The organism is Streptomyces sp. NPDC004031 (genome assembly GCF_053604375.1).
Genome location: NZ_JBSGHL010000022.1, coordinates 24,866 through 43,631, shown reverse-complemented (window position 1 = coordinate 43,631; position 18,766 = coordinate 24,866). Strand labels below are relative to the sequence as shown.

The following is an 18,766-nucleotide window of genomic DNA, read 5'->3' as shown; positions in this document are numbered from 1 at the left end:
CCGGTATAACCGGTGCGATGACGGTACCAGTCATACCGGTTCCGGGGGTACGCTGGCCCGCATGACGGACACCACCGCGCCGCCGCGCTTCCGGCAGGGGGCCGGGCGGCTCTGCCTGGACTACCTGCGCACCCTGCGGTACCGCGGGACGCCGCGCGCGCAGGAGGAACTGGCGGACGGCGCCGCGCTCGCCGCGTGGGTACGGCAGTGCGGGCCCGCGCTCGACACGTCCCGCTCGGCGGCGGAGCCCACCGACGCGGCCGTCCGCGAGGCCCGCGCCCTGCGGGAGGCGGTGTACGCGCTCATCGCCGCCGCCCGCGCGGGGGACGGCGCCGCCGCCGCGCCCTCGGTCCGTACCCGCCTCAACCGCGCCGCCGCGCAGCCCGTCCCCGTACCGCGCCTGGCCCCCGACGGCGAGCTGCGGTGGCGGGCGGAGGAGCCCGTCGGCGCCGTCCTCGCCCTCGTCGCACGCGACGCCCTCGAACTCGCGGCGGAGCCCGCGCTTCTGGCCCGCCTCCACGAATGCGCTGCCGCGGACTGTGGGGCGGTCTTCCTCGACGCGTCGCGTCCGGGGACGCGGCGGTGGTGCTCGATGGATGTGTGCGGCAACCGTGCGAAAAAGTCCACCTACCGCGCCCGTACCTGACCCGCGCCTCTCCCGGGGCCTCACCCCGTTCCCCCTCCGCGCGGCCGCGCACTCAGGCTCCGCCTGCGCCACCGGTCACTCGTTTTTCAGGCTGCGCCTACGCCGCGGGACACCCGTTTTCAGCCTGCGCCTGCACCGCGGGACACCCGTTTTCAGGCTGCGCCTGCGCTGCGGGGCACCCGTTTTCAGGCTGCGCCTGCGCTGCGGGGCACCCGTTTTTTAGGGGCGCGGGGAACTGCGCGCGCAACCCACCACCGGCCGGTGGTCCGGACACGACAGCAACTGCCCCTTTCGGGCGGTGACTACCCGCGCCCCCGGTGGGGGCGGGCCGCGCAGTTCCCCGCGCCCCTGAAAAAACGGGTCCCCAGCGCGACACGCGCACCCCCAAAACGCTCGCCCCGCGCGGGCACGCGCAGCCCCAAAAAACGGGCCCTCCGCGCGGCAGCGCGAAACAGGTGCCCCGCGGCGTCGGCGCGGCCCGAAGAGCGTGGGCCCAGCAGCGCAGCCGCAGCTCGAAAAGAGGGCCCCGCGCGGCAGCGCAGAACGAGGGCTCGGCAGCGTGGGGCGGTTTATGCCAGCTCGGCGAGAGACTGGCGCCAGGCGGGGTGGAGGTCGTCGAGGAGGGCCTCGACGCGTGGGGGGAGGCCTCGGGCGGGGCCGGCGGTGGTGGTGCGGCTCAGGAGGGACGCGGCGGCGAATTCGAGGCGGGCCGGGTCGCCGGTGGCGTGGGCGGCACGGAGCAGGGCGAGCCAGAGGCGCTCGTCCTGGGGGGCGACGCCCATGGCCGTCTCCACCGCGGCGACCGCCGCCTTCGGCTTGCCCGCGTCGAGGTGCAGCGTGGCGAGCGCGAGGGCGATCTCGGCGACGAGTACCGGGTGCTGGGCCTCGACGATCTCGTGCGAGAGCCATCCGTAGCGGCCGGCGGCGCGGTCGTCGAGGAGGCGGCCGCGGGCGAGGGAGAGGGCGTCGGTGAGGAGTCGGCGGCGGGCGGCGGGGTCGTGTGCGCCGACGCCTTGTTCGGCCTGGTGGTGGAGGGTCTGGAGGACGTCCCAGTCGGAGACGATGGACGGGGCGAGCACGATGCGGCCGGTCTCGTCGTGGGTGAGCCGGGGGGTGCCGTCGGGGTCGGTGCCGAGCCAGTCGCGGAGCCGGTCGACGAGTCCGTCGCGGACGTCCTCGGTGACGCCGCGCGGCCACAGCGCGGAGGCCAGGACGCGCGGGTGGACGCCTTCGCGGTGCAGCAGGAGCAGCGCGAGGGCTTCGTGGAGGAGCGGGCCGCGGTCGGCTTCGGGGGCCGGGACGCCGTTGACCTCGAAGGCGCCGAGGAGGCGGGCGTAGACGCCGGGGCGGCCGCGGTCGCTGAGGTCGACGAGGAAGGCGGGGGCGCCGGGGTCGGGGTCGCGCCCGTCGTCGCTGCCGTCGCCCGCCCCGGCCTGGGCGAAGAGCTGGAGGACGGCGGCGTACTGCGCGGCGGGCAGTCGCTGTGCGGCGAGGTCGAGGCCGAGCAGCGGGGCGGTGAGCCGGCCCGCGGGGCTGATCTCCAGCTCCCAGGCGGCGCCGGGAACGGCGGTGGTGTCGGCGGCGAGGAGGTAGCCGAGGCCGAGCCGTCCGGCGTCGGCGGCGAGTTCGGCGAGCCGTTGGGTCTGCGGGTCGTCGGGCCGGTCGGCGACGAGCACCAGGTGGGGTGCCCAGTGGCTGTGCTGGGCGCGCCCGGCGCGGCCGGTGAGGACGCTGTCCTGCCCGGCGGCCTGGAGCGCGGCCCGGCGCTGCTCGGTCTCGGCGGTCATGGTCTCGATGGCCTCGGAGACGTCGGCGACGTGCCGTACCCGGCCGGGGGCGAGGGCGGTGAGGTCCTCGGCGAAGCCGACGAGGGTCACGGTCATGCGGTCGGACCAGCCGTTGGTGGCCAACTCCGCGGCGATGGAGGCGAGGACGGCGTCGCGGTCGGCCTTGGCGCCGGCGAGCGAGACGACGCCGGGCACCGCTTCGAGGTTGAGCAGCAGCCGTGCCTCGTCGAGGGTGCCGAGGGTGACCAGGCCCGGGTAGGGGGCGGCGGCCGCGGTGTCGGCGTCGGCGGGCAGCGAGGTGCGGGCGAGCCGCCAGAAGGTCTCGTCCTGGCCCAGCACCCAGGGCGCGGGCGGGGTTCCTTCGGACCAGGCGAGCTGGAGGTGCAGTTCGTCGGGGGTGAGCCAGGCGGCGTAGACGGTGGGCAGCTGCCGTCCCTCGCTGTCGAGCTGGGCGGACAGCGCGCGCAGGCCCCGGTCGAGGAAGGCGACGGTCTCGGGGTCGGCGCCGATCCGCAGCGCGTCGTCGGCGTCGGCGGCGGGGCCCTGCGGGGTGCGCGGGACGCGCAGGATGCCCTCGGCGACGGACTGCCACAGTTCGGTGCGGCGCCGCCTGCCGAGCGCGGCGAGCAGGCCCGCGGCCAGCAGCGGGGCGGCGATGAGCGCCTCGGGCAGCTGGGAGAGCCCGCCGTGGTGGGCGGCGGCGTGGACGGTGGGGACGTGCCCGGGGCCGTGCGCGCCGGCCTGTTCGGGGGCCGGGGCGGGGCCGGGCGCGGCGGGCGACTGGTGCTGGTCGGGCGCGGGGGTGTGCGCCGGGGTCTGGTGCGGGGCCTGGTGGGCGCCGCCGCCCGCGCCCTCGGCCGCGGTGTCCTTGGCGCCGCCGTGCTCGGCGTAGTGCTGGATGTCGTGGGCGACGTGCTGGACCTGCTGCGCCCCGGCGGCCGGCATGTCGACGATCTCGCCGCCGGTCGCGTCGCCGGGCATCTCCATGATCCAGCCGGGCCGGATGAGGCTGGCCTGCGAGAGCTTTGAACCGTCGGGCTGCACACGGTCCTTGTTGAGGGAGTAGATCTCCTTGTAGCGGCGCCCGTCGCCGAGGTGGCGCTGGGCTATGTCCCACAGGGAGTCGTGGTGGCGGCCCTCGGGCGGCTGGATCCGGTAGAACTTCGTGTCCTGCTGGGCGTGTTCGACGCTGCGGACGGTCCCGGCGTGGCCCGCGCCGCCCTCCGGCGGGGCGACGACGTTCGAGGAGCCCTGGTGCGGGACGCCCGGGGTCTGCTGCGCGGCGGCGACGGCGCCCGGACGGCCCTGGTGCTCGGCCTGGTGGTGGGTGCCGTGCTGGCCGAGCACGGGCGACAGGGTGGCCGCGCCGACGCCGAGCAGCAGCAGCGCCGCGACGAGCTGGCGGGCCAGCAGCTGGCTGCCGCCGGAGCCGGGTATGTGCCGCGGCACGCCCACACCGGAGAACGCCGCCTTGCCCTCGACCAGCACGCACGCGGTGAACTGCGCCCAGGCGATCCACACCAGCACCGCGAGGCAGTTGACGAAGGTCTCGGTGGTGATGGGCTGCCGCAGCACGTCGGAGTCGAAGTGGTGCGGGAAGGGCGAGCCGATGAAGTGCAGCAGCGCTCCGGGCACGCCGACCACGAGCGCGGCGAGCACCACGAAGGCGCCCAGCGCGCGGACGACGTCGCCGAACGTACGCTGCCTGCGCGGCGGCCGGCCCGGGTGCTGCCCCGGCCCCGGCCGCGCCTGCGACTGGTGGCGTCCCGTGGCGGTGGAGCGTGCCATCGCTGCTGCCCTGCTTCCTCTGCTCCGTTGCGTGCTGTGCGGTCCTGACGTTATGCGACGCGCCGGGTGGCGCGATACGTGTGCGCGGTGCCCTGCCCCGGCACGGCACCGCGGTCACTGCGTGAGTGCCTCCGCGGTGGCCGTTCCGGTGACCGTGTGGTGGTCGAGCGCGAAGAGGCTGGTCACCATGGGCTGGAAGCTGATCTTGACGGTGACGGTGATTCGCCGGGCGTTCCCGTGGCAGCTGGCCCGGCCGACGTCCTGCTTGCTGACGCCGGCCGACAGCAGGTACCGCGTGATGTCCCGTTGGCAGTTGCCGTAGAGGATCGGCGCGGTCTTGCCCAGGTTCGCGCCCGAGCGCAGGGCGTTGACGTCGATGTCCTGCGCGGCCGCACGGGCGGCCTGCTCGGCGAGGTCGGCGGCGCGCTCGCGGGTGGACAGCACCCGGCCGCCGTCGACGACGAAGGCGGCGAGCGTGACGAAGAGCAGCGCGAAGATGAGCAGCGCGATGGCGCCCGAACCGCGGTCGCCCGCCCGACCGTACGCCCGGCCGTACGCCTCCCGTACCGCCCGCAGGCGGGCGCGCAGCAGGTGCTTCACTCGAACCTCCGGTAGGGGTCGAGGGGCGAGGCGAACTCGCTGCTCAGGGTGGTGGTGATGGGCAGGCCGAGATCGGACAGGCCGCGTACCGAGCAGGAGACCTGGACGGTGTAGACCCCGCCGGGGGCCCACCGGGTGTTGTCGTGGGTGATGCGGATCGGGCCGGAGCAGATGTGCTGGAGGTCCTGCGTCGCGGTCTGCCGGGCCGCGGTGTTGGCCTTGGCGTGGTTGCCGTGCAGCGAACCGGCCCGTGCCGCGTCGCGCGCGGCGCCGTCCAGCTCACCGCGGGCGTCGGCCAGTTGCCCGAAGGCGACCAGCACCAGGATGAAGAGGATGAGCACCGGTGCGATGATCACGACCTCGATCGTCGAGATCCCGGCGTCCCCGGCCCTCTCCCCCGCGCCCTGCTCCTCCCCCGCGGCGGCCGTCGCCGTCCTGTACGTCACCGTCCCGCCGTCCTCACTGTCCCCGTCCCGGTCATCCCCGTAGGTCCCCGAACTCCCCGTCGTCCCCGTCGTCTTCCGCGCCGCACGCGCGCTGCGTGCCTCGCGTGCCACGCGTGCCTCGCGTGCCGTCCCCGTTGCCGTCATGCCGGGCCGCTCCCTCACCCGTTGGGCATGAACTGCTCGATCGGGCCCTCGGACTTGCGGTCCACCGTGATGCCGATGCCGAGGATGGACGGCACGTGGCCCGACACCTCGACGCTGACCCGGTCGCGGTGCCCCGCGACCCGCTGGACGGTGACCTTCGGGCTGGTGAGCAGGCTGCCGCCGAGCCCGTCGATGTAGGAGCCGGCCTTCTTCTGCGCCCTGCCCTGCCAGTCGCTGCCGCTCACGGCCGCCTGGGTACGGGCCTCCCGGGCACCCGCGCGGGCCGCGGCGATCGCGACGTGCGTGGCGAAGTAGTACATCGCGAACTGCACGGTGATGATGATGACCCCGAAGACCAACGGCGTCAGGAAGACGAACTCGATCGCGGTCATCCCGCGGTCGTCCGCCCTGCGCCGCCCCACGCCGCTGTCGCCGCGCGCGGCGGCGAACCGGTCGCGCAGCACGCGGCCCACCGCCTTCATCGTCTCCCCCGTCCTTTCCGCTGTCCTGCCGTCCGCCGGTGTCCGGCGGGCGTCAGCACTTCGTCGTGGTGCTCGAATTCTGGATGCAGCTCTTGACGTCGCCGGTCTTCTTGTTCAGCGCCTTGCTGATGGTCACGCCGATACCGGCGACCAGCGCGGCGACGATCGCCGAGATGATCACCCATTCCACGGCGGAGGCGCCGATGCTGCGGCCCTCGTTGCGTGCCCAGGCGATACGGCGGCGGACGAGCCCGGCGACCGCGGTGGTCGCCTTGGCGAGGGGGTTGGGACGGTTCATGGTCCGGATCCTTTCTGGCGGACGACTCTCAGTCGGGTTGTCGGTCGTGCGGTGCATGTCGTGCGTCGTGCGTGGTGCGTGGTGCGTGTGCTTCATACGTCGTGCGTCGGGCGTCGTGCGTCCGGCCCGCGGCGCCGTTGCCGCCCGGTCGGTGGGACGCGTCCGAGGTGGTGCCGGTTCACGCCTGGAAGACGCGCATGGCGGCCGGGAACATCAGGAAGACCAGGAACCCCGCGGCGAGCATCAGCTGCGCCACGAGCATGGACTGCGAGTTCTCGCCCGCGGATCCCTCGATCTCGGCGAGCTCGCGGTGCCGCATGGTCTCCGCGCGGGAGGCCAGCGACTCGCGGATCTTGGCGCCGTCGTCGGCCACCAGACCGAGCGCGACGGACAGGTCCTGCAGCTCCTCGACGCCCAGCTCCGTACCGAGCCTGCCGAGCGCGACCCACTGGCTGATGCCGGTGATCCGGGCGTCGTTGAGGCAGCTGCGGATACGGACCAGCGCCCAGCCGTCGCTGACCTCGGCCGCGGCCATCAGCGCCTCGGGCAGACCGCGGCCGCCCGCCAGGTTCATCGACACCAGGTCCAGGTAGGCGCCGATCACCCGGCGCAGGTCCTTGCGCTTCTCGGTGGCGTCGCGGCGCACTTCGAGGTCGGGCAGCATGAAGAACAGGCCCGCGCAGGCCAGCGCCAGCCACACCGGGACGATGGGGCTGATGCCGAAACCGAGCTGCCAGACCAGCGCGTAGAGGAACGGCCCGAAGACCAGGCCGGCCGCGCCGAGCAGCAGCTTGGTCGCGAGGAAGCCCTCCCAGCTGCGGTCCAGTACGGCCAGGTCGGCGCGCATCGAGCGCAGCTCCCAGCCCTGTTCGAGGTAGAAGGCGGCGACCCGCTGCCCGATCCGGCCGCGCAGGTCGGTCGCGCGCGGGGCGGGACCGGCCACGGGGCCCTGCGCGCGCAGGGCGTCGATCTGGGCGACGGTGGCCGCGGCGCTGCTGCGGCTCGGGGCGAGCGCCCGGACGAGGGCGTAGATGCCGATACCGGTGACGGCGCCGAGCAGTCCTGCCAGTGCGAGCATGTTCACCGGTGCAGCACCTCCTGCCGCTGGGCGTGGAGTTCGGGCGAGTGGACGAGGAAGCGGGCCGGGGTCTCGACCTTCGACAGGCTGCGCAGCCACCAGAAGCCGGCGCCGAACAGGGCGCAGACGATCAGCAGCACCATCTGCCCCAGCAGGGTGCCGTAGGGCTTGACGAAGCCGCGGTTGAAGATGGCCAGCGCGAGCACCACGACGACCGAGACGATGACGACGATCTGCACGCTGCGCCGGGTGCTGGCGCGCTGCGCCATCACGCGCTGCCGCATGTCGACCTCCTCGCGCGCCGATTTGGCCAGCGCGCCCAGGACCTCGCGCAGACCCGGGCCGCGCAGCCGGGAGTTGAGGATGAGCGCGGCGATGATGATGTCGGCGGACGCGTCGTTGATCTCGTCGGCGAGGTGCTGGAGCGCGTCCGGCAGCGGGGTGCGGGCCCGCAGCCGGTCGACGAGCGACTCCAGGTGGGTGCGCAGCGCGGGCGCGGCGGCGCGGGCCGAGGCGGGGATGGCCTGTTCCAGGCCGACCGCGCCGGCGATGGTGTCGCGCAGCGACTCCGTCCACCCGGCCAGCGCCTCCACCCGCTTCATCGCGGCGCGTTCGTCGGCGGCGCCGCCGAAGAGCTTGTCCCAGGTGAAGACGAGCAGCGCGGTGGCGATGCCGAGCACCGCCCAGCGGGTGAGCGCGATGATCGCGATCCCGGCGACGGCGGCGATCGAGCCGCGCTGCGACAGGAAGCGCATCATCTCGCCCGCCTTCTCGGCAGGCGCCTCACCGGGTGCGAGCGGTTTGGGCGCCCAGCCGCGGATCGCGACCACGAGCAGCGCGATGCCGCCGCCGACGACGGCGCCGGCCAGCAGCCCGTACATCACGGTCAAGGAGAAGACACCGGTCATTACCGCCACACCCCCGTGGGCTGGTAGCCGTTGGCGAGGAGTTCGTCGAGGCAGGCGATCGGCGCGTGCGGCATCGCCGCGCCGGTCCTGCCCTCGGCGAAGACCTCGCTGGAAAGTACCCTGCCGTCCACGCCGTTGACCTCGCGGACCGAGGTGACCATACGGCGCAGGGTGCCGCCGTGCTGGAAGTCGTTGCGGCGCTGGATGAAGACCACGAAGTCGATGGCGCCCGCGACGAGCATCTGCGAGGCCTCGATCGGCAGCCGTTCGCTGGCCTGCAGCGCGTAGGTGGAGATGCGGTTGAACACCTCGGCCGAGCTGTTGGCGTGGATCGTGGACAGCGAGCCGTCGTTGCCCTGCGACATCGCGTTGAGCATGGTGACGATCTCGTCACCGAGGACCTCACCGACGATGACCCGGGAGGGGTTCATACGCAGCGAGCGGCGGACCAGTTCGGCCATGGAGATGGCGCCCAGACCCTCGGAGTTGGGCAGCCGCTCCTCGAACGCCACCACGTTGGGGTGGAGTTCCGGGAACTGGTCGAGGCCGAGTTCCAGGGCGCGTTCGACGGTGATGAGCCGCTCGTGCGCCGGGATGACGTTGGCCAGCGCCCGCAGCAGGGTGGTCTTGCCGGCGTTGGTGGCGCCGGCGATCATCACGTTCTTGCGGGCCATGACGGTCGCGTGCAGGAAGCTGGCCAGCTCCGGGGTGATCGTGCGGTTGCCGACCAGGTCGGCGAGGAAGACCTTGCCGAGCCGGGCGCGGCGGATGGACAGCGCGGGCCGCCGCGTCACGTCCATCACGGCCGAGAGCCGGGAGCCGTCCGGCAGCCGCAGGTCGAGCTGCGGGTTCGCCGAGTCGAAGGGGCGCGAGGACAGGCCCGAGTAGGCGCCCAGCACCTGTATGAGCTCGATCAGTTCCTCGTCGCTCTCGGCGACCGGCTCGCCCTGGAGCTCGCGGCCGTCGGAGTAGCCGACGAAGACCTGGTCGCAGCCGTTGATGTCGATGTTCTCGACGTCCGGGTCGTCCAGCAGCGGCTGCAGCCGCCCGACGCCGAAGAGCGCCGCGTGCACGGCGGCCGCGTACGCCTCCTCGGCGACCGCGTCCAGCGGGGTGCGGCCGGCGTTGATCTCCCGGCGGGCGTAGTCCTCCAGGATCTGGGCGATGATCGCCCGCGCGAACTGCCGCTCGTCCTCCGGGCTCATCGCCGGCGCGCCGGAGACCTGGTCCAGCCTGCGCTGTTCGGCGATCCGGTCGCCGGCCTGCTCCCGGAAGCGCTTGACCAGCTGGTGGTCGATCTCGCTCATCGGAAGACCCCGTACCGGTTCGGCACGTCGCCGGCGATCTGCCGTGTGGAGCGGATCAGCAGGGACTTGTCGAGCCGGCCGCGGCGCCGCCCGGTGAGCATCTCGGCGCCCGCCGGGTCGTGCGCGACGGTGCCGACGACCCGGGCGGATATCTGCGAGGCGACCAGCATGTCGTTGGCCTGCCCGGCGATCCGGGCGCTGTGCCCGGGGTCGGCGACCAGCAGCACGCCGATCGGCGGGTGGCCGAGGGCGCCGGCGCCGCGCTGCGAGCCGTGCAGCTTCGCCGACAGCGCGCCGGCCCGGTCCCGTACCCGGGCCAGGTGCTCGGCCTCGGTCCTGGCCACCAGCAGCACCAGCGCGGCGTGCTGGAAGAGGCCGAGGGACGCCGAGTCGCCGCTGATGCGGCCGCAGTCGGCGATGACGTCGGCCGCGCCGCTCGGCGACTGGCCGAGCATCGAGAAGACCTCGCCGAGGACGGGCCACAGCCCGGTCAGGCCCGCGGCCTGCTCGGAGCCGCCGAGTCCGACGAGGACGTCCAAGCCGCCGGCGAGCGGCTGGGTGTGCTCCCACACCTGCTCGGCGGCCAGGCCGCGGCGGGCGGTGGCGGCGAGCGAGAGCACGCCGACGTTGGGGTCGAGCATGCCGCCGTGGGCAGCCCGCGAGCGGTAGACCAGGTCGCCGCCGGCCGGGTCGGTCTCGGCGAGCAGGGCGCGCCGCGGCCACACCGCGGCCAGCGCGAGCGCGGTCGTGGTGACGCCGGGCGAGCCCTTGTCGGCCGCGAGGGCGATCAGTGCCATGGGTCAGGTGCCGCCGCTCGCTCAGTTCCCGCTGGCGGGCGCGATGCGCACCAGGGTGACGTTGCCGGCCGAGGCCGCGTTGGTCAGCGGACCGGCGTCCGCGGTGTCGGCGAGGACGGTGACGTAGGTGTTGCCGCTGCCGTTGCCCGAGGTGTCCACGTCGATGGACTTCACGATCAGCTTGTTGCTGATCAGGGTGCTCTGCTGGGAGCCGCCGCCGCTGCTGCCACTGCTGGACGAGTCGTCGCCGCTGTCCTTGGTGGCGCTGTCACCGACGAGGTACGCGGCCACCGTGTCGCCGACGCTGAGCGAATTGCGGGGGAACTGCCCGTCCTGGAGGGACAGTCCGACCAGGGACTTGCCCTGCGTCAGGACGTTGTCCTTCTTGGTGATCATGTTGGCGGACAGGATCGAGTCGGGCACCAGCGTGACCGCGGCCCGGTAGTTGTTCAGCAGGTCGCCGCGCTGCTCCCAGCGGATCAGGCCGAGCCCGGAGTCGTCGGACAGGTCCACCGAGCGGATCGCGGACTCGGGTATCGGGTCACCCGCCGCGACGGACTGGGTGATCTCGACGTACGAGTCCTTGTGGCTCGCCCGCACCACCGTCAGCACGGCGCCGAACGCGCCGAGCAGGATGAGCAGCACGGCGAGCGCCGCGAGCGCCGGCTTGCGCTCGCGCGGCGCCGTCGGCAGCCGCTCACCGCCGCCCGGCACACCCATGGCGGGTGCGGGCATACCGGCCTGGCGGTGTCCGCCACCGCCGCCGCTGGAACGATCCCTGGTCCTCACGTGACTGCCCCCGTCGCTCATACGCGACTTACGGTCGTTCGCGGACGGGCCGTCACCGGGGTGCCTGGCTGCCGAACCGCTTTCCAATGTCAAGTCACCGGGACGCTACCAGCGCCCGTCAAAGGCCCTCAAGGACGTTGGGCGACAGACGGACCACAGCCGTGCAACAGTTCCGCACCGCGTCACCGCCGGTCGCAGCCTGTATTGCCGGGTAACACGGCCCCGTACGGGCACCGTTGGCCGTGCCGGACCGGGACCTGTACCGGGATGTCCGGCGCGATGTTCACGGTTTGCTCACAACCGGCCCGGCCGGGAGGGGGTTACGTGAGGTTTCCGGAGGCGGATAGCCTCCTGGGACAGGTACGTGCGCCCGGGGCCGGGGCCGGAGCGTGAGGTTCGGGCCGGCCGGCCGCGGCGGGGGAGGGAACATCCCATGCGGGTGACCGTGACGGTCGTACAGCAAGGCGAGGAAGCGCGCGACGTCGTCGTCGCGGCGGACGACGGGGCCTCGGCCGGCGACGTGGCCGCCGCGCTGGCCCAGGCGGCGGGCGGCGGAACACCGCAGCTCAACGCCGCGGCGGTGGGCGGCGGCACGGTGCTGGCCTTCCCCGGCACCCGCGAGGCGGCCCCCGGCGCGCCGCGGTTGTGGGCGGACGGCCTGCTGTGCGACCCGCAGGCACCGGCCGGCGCGGTGCTGCGCGACGGCATGCGCGTCACCACCGACGACTCCATCGGCCCCTTCATGCGCACCGGCGAGCCCTCCGGGCGGGTCGAGCTGCGGGTGTGCGGCGGCCCCGGTGCCGGCCGGGTCGCCCGGCTCGGCCTGGGCAAGGCCACCATCGGCGCGGGGCAGCACTGCACGGTCTCGGTGCCGGACCCGCTGCTCCCGCAGGCCGCCGCCCGGGTGTCGGTCGCCGCGGACGGCACGGTCACGCTGGCCGTGGAGCCGGGCGCCGAACTGACCCTGGAGGGCGAGCCGGTCACCGGGGAGCGCGAGTGGCCGCTGGGCGCGCAGATACGCGCCGGTGACACCGTCGTGGTGCTGGACGTGCCGAGCGAGCCCGACGCGCACCTGTCGCCGATGGGCGAGGGCGGCCTGGCCTACAACCGCCCGCCGCGCCTGAAGTCGCTGCCGCCGCGCCCCCGGCTGTACGTGCCGCAGCCGCCGCAGAAGGGCGAGGGCGCCCGCTTCCAGTACATCGCCGCACTGGTGCCGCTGATCTTCGGCCTGGCGATGTTCTTCATGGTGCACCAGATCTACATGCTGCTCTTCTGCCTGATGAGCCCCATGATGCTGGCCGGGCAGTGGCTCAGCGAGTCGCGCGAGGGCAAGCGCAAGGACCGCACCACCGCCAAGCAGTTCAAGGCCGAACTGGCCCAGCACGAGATGGCCCTGGAGAGCGCGCGGCTCACCGACCGCGCCGAGCGCCGGGCCGCCTTCCCGGACGCCGCGCAGATCCTGCTGTGGGCCACCGGCCCGCGCATGCGGCTGTGGGAGCGCCGGCTCACCGACCACGACGTGCTGCGGCTGCGCATCGGCGTCGCCGACCTGCTCGCCGACATCGAACTGCTGCCCAAGGGCGGCCATGTGCAGGAGGGTTCGCCGCAGCCGGTGCCGCCGAAGGTCAACGACGTGCCGGTGCCGCTGCCGCTGCCCGAGCTGGGCGTCGTCGGCGTCGCGGGACTGCGCGAGCGCACCCTCGCCACCGCGCGCTGGCTGGTGGCGCAGGCGGCCGTGCTGCACAGCCCGCGCGACCTGTCGATGGTGCTGCTGTCGTCCGAGCACGACGCCGGGCAGGCGTGGGGCTGGGCGCACTGGCTGCCGCACCTGGCCCCGCAGCAGGGCCAGGACTGCGTCTCGCTCGTCGGCACCGACGGCGAGACGACCGGCCGCCGGATCAACGAGCTGCTCCAGGAGCTGGAGCGGCGCAAGGCCGAGGCGGTCTCCTCCGGCGGGGGCGGCGGCCTGCGGCCCGACCCGTTCGTGCTGGTCGTCCTGGACGGCGCCCGGCTGCTGCGGCGCACCCCGGGCGTACCGCAACTGCTCCAGGAGGGCCCGCGGTTCGGCATCCTCGCGCTGTGCCTGGACGCCGACGAGCGGCTGCTGCCCGAGGAGGTACGGGCCGCGGTGTGCTGGTCGCCGCAGGACAACGCCCGCGTCCACCTGCGCGGCGCGGGCCTGGAGGCGCTCGGCGACGTGCTGGCCGACCAGGTCGGCGGCGACTGGTGCCAGCTGGTCGCCCGCTCGCTCGCGCCCGTCCGGGACGTCAGCCGGGACGACGCCGACAGCGCGCTGCCCACCTCCGCCCGGCTGCTGGACCTGCTGGGCATGCCCGACCCCGCCGGGCCGGACGTCGCCGGCATCTGGCAGCGCGGCGGCTCCAGCACCGCGGCGCCCATCGGCATCGGCGCCGACGGCACCTTCGTGCTCGACATCCGCCGCGACGGCCCGCACGCGCTCGTCGCGGGCACCACCGGCGCGGGCAAGTCGGAGCTGCTCCAGACGGTGATCACCTCGCTCGCCGTCGCCAACCGGCCCGACGCGCTCAACTTCGTCCTCATCGACTACAAGGGCGGCAGCGCCTTCCTGGACTGCTCCCGGCTGCCGCACACCGTCGGCATGGTCTCCGACCTCGACGCGCACCTCACCGAACGGGCCCTGGCCTCGCTCGCCGCCGAACTGCACCACCGCGAGACGATCCTCTTCAACGCCGCCACCAAGGACATCGAGGACTACGGCGACGCGCGGCGGCTGCGGCCCGAACTGGAGCCGATGCCCCGGCTGGTGCTGATCATCGACGAGTTCGCGTCGCTGGTCGCCGAACTCCCCGACTTCGTCGCGGGCCTGGTCGACATCGCCCGCCGCGGCCGCTCCCTCGGCGTGCACCTGGTGCTCGCCACGCAGCGGCCCGCCGGTGTGGTCAGCGCCGACATCCGCGCCAACACCAACCTGCGCATCGCGCTGCGCGTCACCGACGCCGACGAGTCGCGGGACGTCATCGACGCCCCCGACGCGGGCGCCATCGCCAAGTCCACACCCGGCCGCGCCTATGTGCGCTCCGGCGCCCAGTCGCTGGTCGGCGTGCAGTCCGCGCGCATCGGTGGCCGCCGCCCCGCGGTCGGCGGCACCCGCGCCAAGGCGGGCGTCCAGTCACTGGGCTGGACCGCGCTCGGCCGCCCGCTGCCGCGCGGCGCGAGCGGCGACGAGGACGACGGCACCATGGTCACCGACCTCGCCGTGCTGGTCGACGCCATCGCCGCCGCCTCCGACCTGATGGGCCTGCCCGCCCCGCGCAAGCCGTGGCTGGACCCGCTGCCGGAAACCGTCACCGTCGCGCAGCTGGCCGCCTCGGCGGTCGGCGGCGGCCACGGCGCGGCGCCCGCCGCCGCGGGCGACTGGCAGGACGTACCGCCGATCCCCTACGGCCTCACCGACCTGCCCGCGCAGCAGGCGCGGGCACCGCTCGCCGTCGACATCGTGCACGGCGAGCATGTGCTCATCGTCGGCGGCCCGCGCTCCGGCCGCTCCACCGCGCTGCGCACCTTCGCCGGTTCGCTGGCGCAGATCGCCTCCCCGCAGGACGTCCACCTCTACGGCATCGACTGCGGCGCCAACGCCCTGCTGCCGCTGGTGGGACTGCCGCACTGCGGCGCCGTCGTCACCCGCGACCAGCCCGAACGCCTCCAGCGGCTGCTGGACCGGCTCGCCGCGGAGGTCTCCCGGCGGCAGCAGCTGCTCGCCCTGCGCGGCGCCTCCAGCGCCGCCGAGCAGCGCGCCATGGCCGCCACGCCGGAGGAGCGGCTGCCATGGATGGTGCTGCTGCTCGACAGCTGGGAGGGCTACGTCTCGACCTTCGAGTCGTACAACTACGGCAAGCTCGTCGAGGCCGCCAACCGGCTCTTCCGCGAGGGCGCCGCGGCCGGCCTCAAGATCGTGATGACCTCCGACCGCAGCGGCTTCTCCGGGCAGATCTCGTCGGTCTTCGCCGACAAGCTGATCCTGCGGATGGCCGACCCCAACGACTACACCACCGGCGGCCTCGCGGTGCGCGAGGTGCCCAAGTCCATGCCGTCCGGGCGGGCCCTGCGGCCCACCGACCACGGGGTGCAGGAGAGCCAGATCGCGCTGCTCGCCGCGGAACCGTCCGGCCAGGCCCAGGTGGAGGCACTGCAGCGGATCGGACGCGAGGCCGTCGAGCTCCACCGCGGCTCGCCGCGCGTCAACCGGCCCATGCGGGTGGACGCCCTGCCGCCGCGCATCACCGTCAGCGAGGCGCTGGCGCTGGACCCGGAGTTCGCGCCGCCGTCGCCGCTGTGGGCGCTGCTCGGCGTGGGCGGCGACGAACTGATGCCGGTGGGCATCGACCTGCGCGAGTCGGGGCCGGGCTTCGTCATCGCCGGGCCGCCCAAGTCGGGCCGCTCCACCACCCTCATCGCCGCGGCCCGCTCGCTGACCGCGGCCGGGGTGCCGGTGATCCTCGTGAGCCCGCGCCGCTCCCCGCTGCGCGAACTGGCCGGGGAACCCGGGGTGCTGGGACTGCTGACGGGCGAGGCGACGGGCGACGACCTCAAGGAGCTGACGGACCTCGCGGGGGCCGGGGCGCCCTACGTCGTGGTCGTGGACGACGGCGAGCTGATCTACGACACCCCGCTGGACTCCGCGCTGGAGACGGTCGTCAAGTCCGGTCTGGACGGCGAGCACGGCCTGATCGCCGCCGGGTCCGCGGACCAGATGGGCTCGCAGTACCGCGGCTTCCTCGTCGAGGCGCGGCGCTCGCGCAGCGGGCTGCTGCTGTCGCCGCAGGGCGCGAGCGAGGGCGACCTGTTCAACGTCCGGCTGCCGCGCGACGTGGGCGGCGGGCCGGTCGGGCGCGGGCTGCTCATCCGGGGCGGCGAGATGGTGCAGGTGCAGGGCGTGGCCCTGGGGTAGCCGGTGACCGCGGGGTCCCGGCCGCCGGGACCCCGCGGGCGCGGGCCGGGCCGTCGGCGTCGGCGTCGGCGTCGGCGTTGGCGTTGGCGTTGGCGTTGGCGTTGGCGTTGGCAGGGAACGACGGAGGGGCCGGTACCGGGTGTGATCCCGGTCCGGCCCCTCGCTGCGTCGCGTTCCCCCCAGGGGTGGTCACGCGGTCAGGCGCTCGCGCGTCAGCGCGTCGCGGCCTCGATGTTGTCCGCGTTCGTGCTGGCCGACTTCTGGGCGTCGTGCAGCGTGGCCACGAACTTGTCGAAGGTGGGCTTGAGCTGCGCCCACTCGCTGCGGAAGCGCTCGGCCGCCGGGCCCTTCCAGTAGCTCTCGCTGCTGGAGGTGGCACTCTGCAGGTGACCGATCAGCGTGCCGAGGTTGCCCGCCTCAGTGCTGAACTTGCCGGACAGGTCGCGCAACTGCTGGATATCAGCACCATGGATGGACATATCTAGCCTCCCCGTTACCTCAAGGACGTTCACGGGCCCCTCGCCCGCCCTCGGGACGCTAGCGCACCAGCCACCCGATTGCAGTAGATCACCCCCATCCTCTGACACCAACTACACAGTTGTTGCGAAGGGAAGACACGATCGCGACCTGCGGGGCGGGCCCGGGGGCGGCCCGCAGCGGCCCCGGACGCCCTGTGCGGGACCGGGCCGGAGCCGAGGGGAGCCGGGCCGGGGCCGGTGACGTGCGGTCAGTCGCTGGGCAGGCCCGTGCGCGCGAAGACGTCGGTCGTCCCGTCCGTCCATGTGACGGTCAGCGTCTTGCCGTCTGCGGCCAGTTGCCCGTGCCCGGTGGCACGTTGGGTGTCGCCGTCCATGCACGTGAGCGTGATGGCGATGGCGTCCTTGCCGGTGTAGGTGCCGCCGCAGAGATGAGTGCTGGTCAGCCCCGCCTTGCCCGCGCCGAGGACGAGCTGGACCTTCGTCGCGCCCTCCTCCGCGAGCCACACGCCCTCGACGGTGTCGGCGGCGCCGCCGTCCGTACCGGCCGTCTGCGTGGGATCCGTCACGGAGGCGGTGGGCGCGGCCGCCGTCGAGGTGGCCGGCTCGGCGGAGGCGTCCGCGGACGGACTCACCGAGGGCGAGTCGGGCTGCCCGGTCGCACTGGCCGTCGCGTCGTCCTTGCCACCGCCGCTGCTGCCGCAACCGCCCAGTGCCAGTGCCACGGCAACCGCCACCACGGCGATTCCCGCTCTCATCACTCTATGACGCACCCTGCTCCCCCATGACGCGATACGAATCCGGCCGACCGCAAGCTACCAGCAGGCGTTATGAGGATGTGTGCGCTCGCATCACGGCCCCCGGGGGCCCCGCGGGCGGGCGCCGCCGCACCGCCCCGCAGCCCGCGGCCGCACCGCCCGGTCGCCCCGCCTGCCGCAGCAGTCCGCCACAGCCCGTCCGGCCCCGCTGTTTGTCACCGACCTCTCACACCACTCTCACCTCGGCGTCACTCCCACCTCCGTGCCAGTCCCCCCTCGGCGCCACTCTCACCTGCGCGTCACCCCCACCTCGGCGTTGCACGTCCCGCACCCGCGGCCGGTCACCGGGCGCCGCGGCGCCACCTCCCGCAGGAAGTCACCGACCAGGGCGCACCAGGCGTCGGGCTGGTCCCACGGCACCAGGTGCCCGGCGTCCGGCACCTCGGCGTACCGGCCCTGCGGCAGCACCCGGACCATCTCGTGCGCCTCGGCCCGCCCGAGCTGCCCGTCCAGGCCGCGCACCACCAGGGCGGGACAGCCCACACCGGCCAGCTCGTCCCAGTGCGCGTCACGTATCCACGGATCCCCCGGCCCCGGCAGCTGGGTGGCGAACCGCGGCCGCCAGCCGTCGTCCTCCTCCGCCATCACCTCGGCGAAGAACTCCCCGCGCGCCGGACTCGGCGGATCGGCGAACGGATCGTGCTCGGCGAACCAGCGGCGGGCGTCGGCGAGCGTCGCGAAAGGCACCGGCCACGACTGCGCCCACTCCTCGCACGCGCGCCGCAGCGCCTCCCCCGGCGCCGCCGCCCGCATCTCGCAGATCACGACCGCGGCGACCAGATCCGGGCGGTGCGCCGCCAGCTGCCATGCCGTCAGCGCGCCGGTGCCATGGCCGACGACGCTGACCGGGCCGAGCCCGAGCTGCTCGACGACCGCAGCGGCGTCCGCCGCATAGGCCTCGGGCGCGGACGGACCCTGCGGGCGGCCGCTGTGACCGTGGCCGCGCTGGTCGAGCGCGACGGTGCGGTAGTGCGGTGCGAGGCGGCGGGCGGTCTCCGCCCAGTGCGAGGCCCGGCCGAGCAGCCCGTGCAGCAGCAGGACCGCGGGCCTGCTGTCCGCGCCGGGACCACCCCCGGGACCACCCCCGGGACCACCCCCGGCGCCGGTCCCGGAGCCCGTCCCGGACGCGGGGCCGACGGCGGGCGCCGGGCCGGGCACGGGGCCGGTCCCGGATCCGGGCTCCCGCGTCCGGCGCGGTGCCGCGATGGCGGCCGCCGCCGCGTAGTCCCAGGCCACGAGGCGGACACCGTCCGCCCCCGTGACCTCGAAGCGGCGCGGCCGGTACTGCTCCGTCTGCTGCTCCATACGCCTCACCACCCTCCTCCCCGGTCGTCGTCCGTCCCGGTGCTGTCGCTGGATCCCGTCTCCGACCACGCTATCGAACTTTTATTCGAACACGGGGCTCACGCACCCAACACCGCTCTTTCGAGTGACAACGCTCAAGGATTGGCTGCGCGGGCCGAGGGGAGATC

15 protein-coding genes are annotated in these 18,766 nt (G+C 74.2%); 2 read left to right on the top strand and 13 right to left on the bottom strand.

Features of this window, described 5'->3' with window-relative positions; genetic code table 11:
* The first annotated feature begins 61 nt into the window (after positions 1 to 61).
* Complete coding sequence (locus ACWERV_RS16470) at positions 62 to 646, top strand: CGNR zinc finger domain-containing protein (RefSeq protein ID WP_452933352.1); 585 nt, start codon at positions 62 to 64, stop codon at positions 644 to 646.
* A gap of 569 nt (positions 647 to 1,215) precedes the next feature.
* On the opposite strand, the gene ACWERV_RS16465 is transcribed toward ACWERV_RS16470, so the two are convergent.
* The 10 genes from ACWERV_RS16465 to ACWERV_RS16420 all read right to left on the bottom strand — a co-directional run bounded on the left by ACWERV_RS16465 (position 1,216) and on the right by ACWERV_RS16420 (position 11,070).
* On the bottom strand, positions 1,216 to 4,221 hold the full coding sequence (locus ACWERV_RS16465) for a BTAD domain-containing putative transcriptional regulator (RefSeq protein WP_452933350.1): 3,006 nt from the start codon (positions 4,219 to 4,221) through the stop codon (positions 1,216 to 1,218).
* A 114-nt stretch (positions 4,222 to 4,335) separates the two neighbouring features.
* Positions 4,336 to 4,821, bottom strand: coding sequence for a pilus assembly protein TadG-related protein (locus ACWERV_RS16460; protein ID WP_452933348.1), 486 nt, complete (start codon positions 4,819 to 4,821; stop codon positions 4,336 to 4,338).
* Entirely contained in the window at positions 4,818 to 5,267 is a 450-nt protein-coding gene (locus ACWERV_RS16455) for a TadE/TadG family type IV pilus assembly protein (RefSeq protein ID WP_452933347.1), read from the bottom strand. The genes ACWERV_RS16460 and ACWERV_RS16455 overlap by 4 nt, the downstream gene beginning before the upstream one ends.
* A 158-nt stretch (positions 5,268 to 5,425) precedes the next feature.
* Positions 5,426 to 5,893 carry a TadE/TadG family type IV pilus assembly protein gene (locus ACWERV_RS16450; RefSeq protein WP_452933345.1) on the bottom strand — a complete coding sequence of 156 codons (468 nt, stop codon included), beginning with the start codon at positions 5,891 to 5,893 and terminating at the stop codon, positions 5,426 to 5,428.
* Between the two features lie 52 nt (positions 5,894 to 5,945).
* Positions 5,946 to 6,191, bottom strand: a complete 246-nt coding sequence (locus tag ACWERV_RS16445) for a hypothetical protein (protein WP_398176802.1) — start codon at positions 6,189 to 6,191, stop codon at positions 5,946 to 5,948.
* 178 nt (positions 6,192 to 6,369) lie between these two features.
* Positions 6,370 to 7,269, bottom strand: a complete 900-nt coding sequence (locus tag ACWERV_RS16440) for a type II secretion system F family protein (protein WP_452933469.1) — start codon at positions 7,267 to 7,269, stop codon at positions 6,370 to 6,372.
* A 2-nt stretch (positions 7,270 to 7,271) separates the two neighbouring features.
* Positions 7,272 to 8,177, bottom strand: a complete 906-nt coding sequence (locus ACWERV_RS16435) for a type II secretion system F family protein (RefSeq protein ID WP_452933343.1) — start codon at positions 8,175 to 8,177, stop codon at positions 7,272 to 7,274.
* Positions 8,177 to 9,484: a CpaF family protein gene (locus ACWERV_RS16430; RefSeq protein ID WP_398176798.1), complete on the bottom strand. Its 1,308-nt coding sequence runs from the start codon at positions 9,482 to 9,484 to the stop codon at positions 8,177 to 8,179. Before ACWERV_RS16430 ends, ACWERV_RS16435 begins: the two co-directional genes overlap by 1 nt.
* Positions 9,481 to 10,281: a hypothetical protein gene (locus tag ACWERV_RS16425; protein WP_398176796.1), complete on the bottom strand. Its 801-nt coding sequence runs from the start codon at positions 10,279 to 10,281 to the stop codon at positions 9,481 to 9,483. The genes ACWERV_RS16430 and ACWERV_RS16425 overlap by 4 nt, the downstream gene beginning before the upstream one ends.
* Positions 10,282 to 10,302: 21 nt before the next feature.
* A complete protein-coding gene (locus ACWERV_RS16420; RefSeq protein ID WP_452933340.1) occupies positions 10,303 to 11,070 on the bottom strand; it encodes a hypothetical protein in 768 nt (255 codons plus the stop codon).
* Between the two features lie 433 nt (positions 11,071 to 11,503).
* Here ACWERV_RS16420 and ACWERV_RS16415 point away from each other — a divergent pair, with 433 nt between their 5' ends.
* Positions 11,504 to 16,000 carry an FtsK/SpoIIIE domain-containing protein gene (locus ACWERV_RS16415; protein ID WP_452933338.1) on the top strand — a complete coding sequence of 1,499 codons (4,497 nt, stop codon included), beginning with the start codon at positions 11,504 to 11,506 and terminating at the stop codon, positions 15,998 to 16,000.
* Between the two features lie 212 nt (positions 16,001 to 16,212).
* Here ACWERV_RS16415 and ACWERV_RS16410 read toward each other — a convergent pair whose 3' ends face one another.
* The 3 genes from ACWERV_RS16410 to ACWERV_RS16400 form a co-directional block, all read right to left on the bottom strand.
* A complete protein-coding gene (locus ACWERV_RS16410; RefSeq protein ID WP_031514107.1) occupies positions 16,213 to 16,479 on the bottom strand; it encodes a WXG100 family type VII secretion target in 267 nt (88 codons plus the stop codon).
* Positions 16,480 to 16,727: 248 nt separating this feature from the next.
* Positions 16,728 to 17,201, bottom strand: a complete 474-nt coding sequence (locus tag ACWERV_RS16405) for a hypothetical protein (RefSeq protein WP_452933336.1) — start codon at positions 17,199 to 17,201, stop codon at positions 16,728 to 16,730.
* Positions 17,202 to 17,522: 321 nt separating this feature from the next.
* Positions 17,523 to 18,599 (bottom strand): alpha/beta fold hydrolase, encoded by a 1,077-nt coding sequence (locus ACWERV_RS16400; protein ID WP_452933334.1) that lies wholly within the window; start codon positions 18,597 to 18,599, stop codon positions 17,523 to 17,525.
* Between the last annotated feature and the right edge of the window lie 167 nt (positions 18,600 to 18,766).

Bases quoted from the DNA above. Each gene is read 5' to 3' on its own strand.
- ACWERV_RS16470 (WP_452933352.1), top strand. From the start codon at position 62: ATGACGGACACCACCGCGCCGCCGCGCTTCCGGCAGGGGGCCGGGCGG.
- ACWERV_RS16465 (WP_452933350.1), bottom strand. From the start codon at position 4,221: ATGGCACGCTCCACCGCCACGGGACGCCACCAGTCGCAGGCGCGGCCG.
- ACWERV_RS16450 (WP_452933345.1), bottom strand. From the start codon at position 5,893: ATGAAGGCGGTGGGCCGCGTGCTGCGCGACCGGTTCGCCGCCGCGCGC.
- ACWERV_RS16445 (WP_398176802.1), bottom strand. From the start codon at position 6,191: ATGAACCGTCCCAACCCCCTCGCCAAGGCGACCACCGCGGTCGCCGGG.
- ACWERV_RS16440 (WP_452933469.1), bottom strand. From the start codon at position 7,269: ATGCTCGCACTGGCAGGACTGCTCGGCGCCGTCACCGGTATCGGCATC.
- ACWERV_RS16435 (WP_452933343.1), bottom strand. From the start codon at position 8,177: ATGACCGGTGTCTTCTCCTTGACCGTGATGTACGGGCTGCTGGCCGGC.
- ACWERV_RS16430 (WP_398176798.1), bottom strand. From the start codon at position 9,484: ATGAGCGAGATCGACCACCAGCTGGTCAAGCGCTTCCGGGAGCAGGCC.
- ACWERV_RS16425 (WP_398176796.1), bottom strand. From the start codon at position 10,281: ATGGCACTGATCGCCCTCGCGGCCGACAAGGGCTCGCCCGGCGTCACC.
- ACWERV_RS16415 (WP_452933338.1), top strand. From the start codon at position 11,504: ATGCGGGTGACCGTGACGGTCGTACAGCAAGGCGAGGAAGCGCGCGAC.
- ACWERV_RS16410 (WP_031514107.1), bottom strand. From the start codon at position 16,479: ATGTCCATCCATGGTGCTGATATCCAGCAGTTGCGCGACCTGTCCGGC.
- ACWERV_RS16400 (WP_452933334.1), bottom strand. From the start codon at position 18,599: ATGGAGCAGCAGACGGAGCAGTACCGGCCGCGCCGCTTCGAGGTCACG.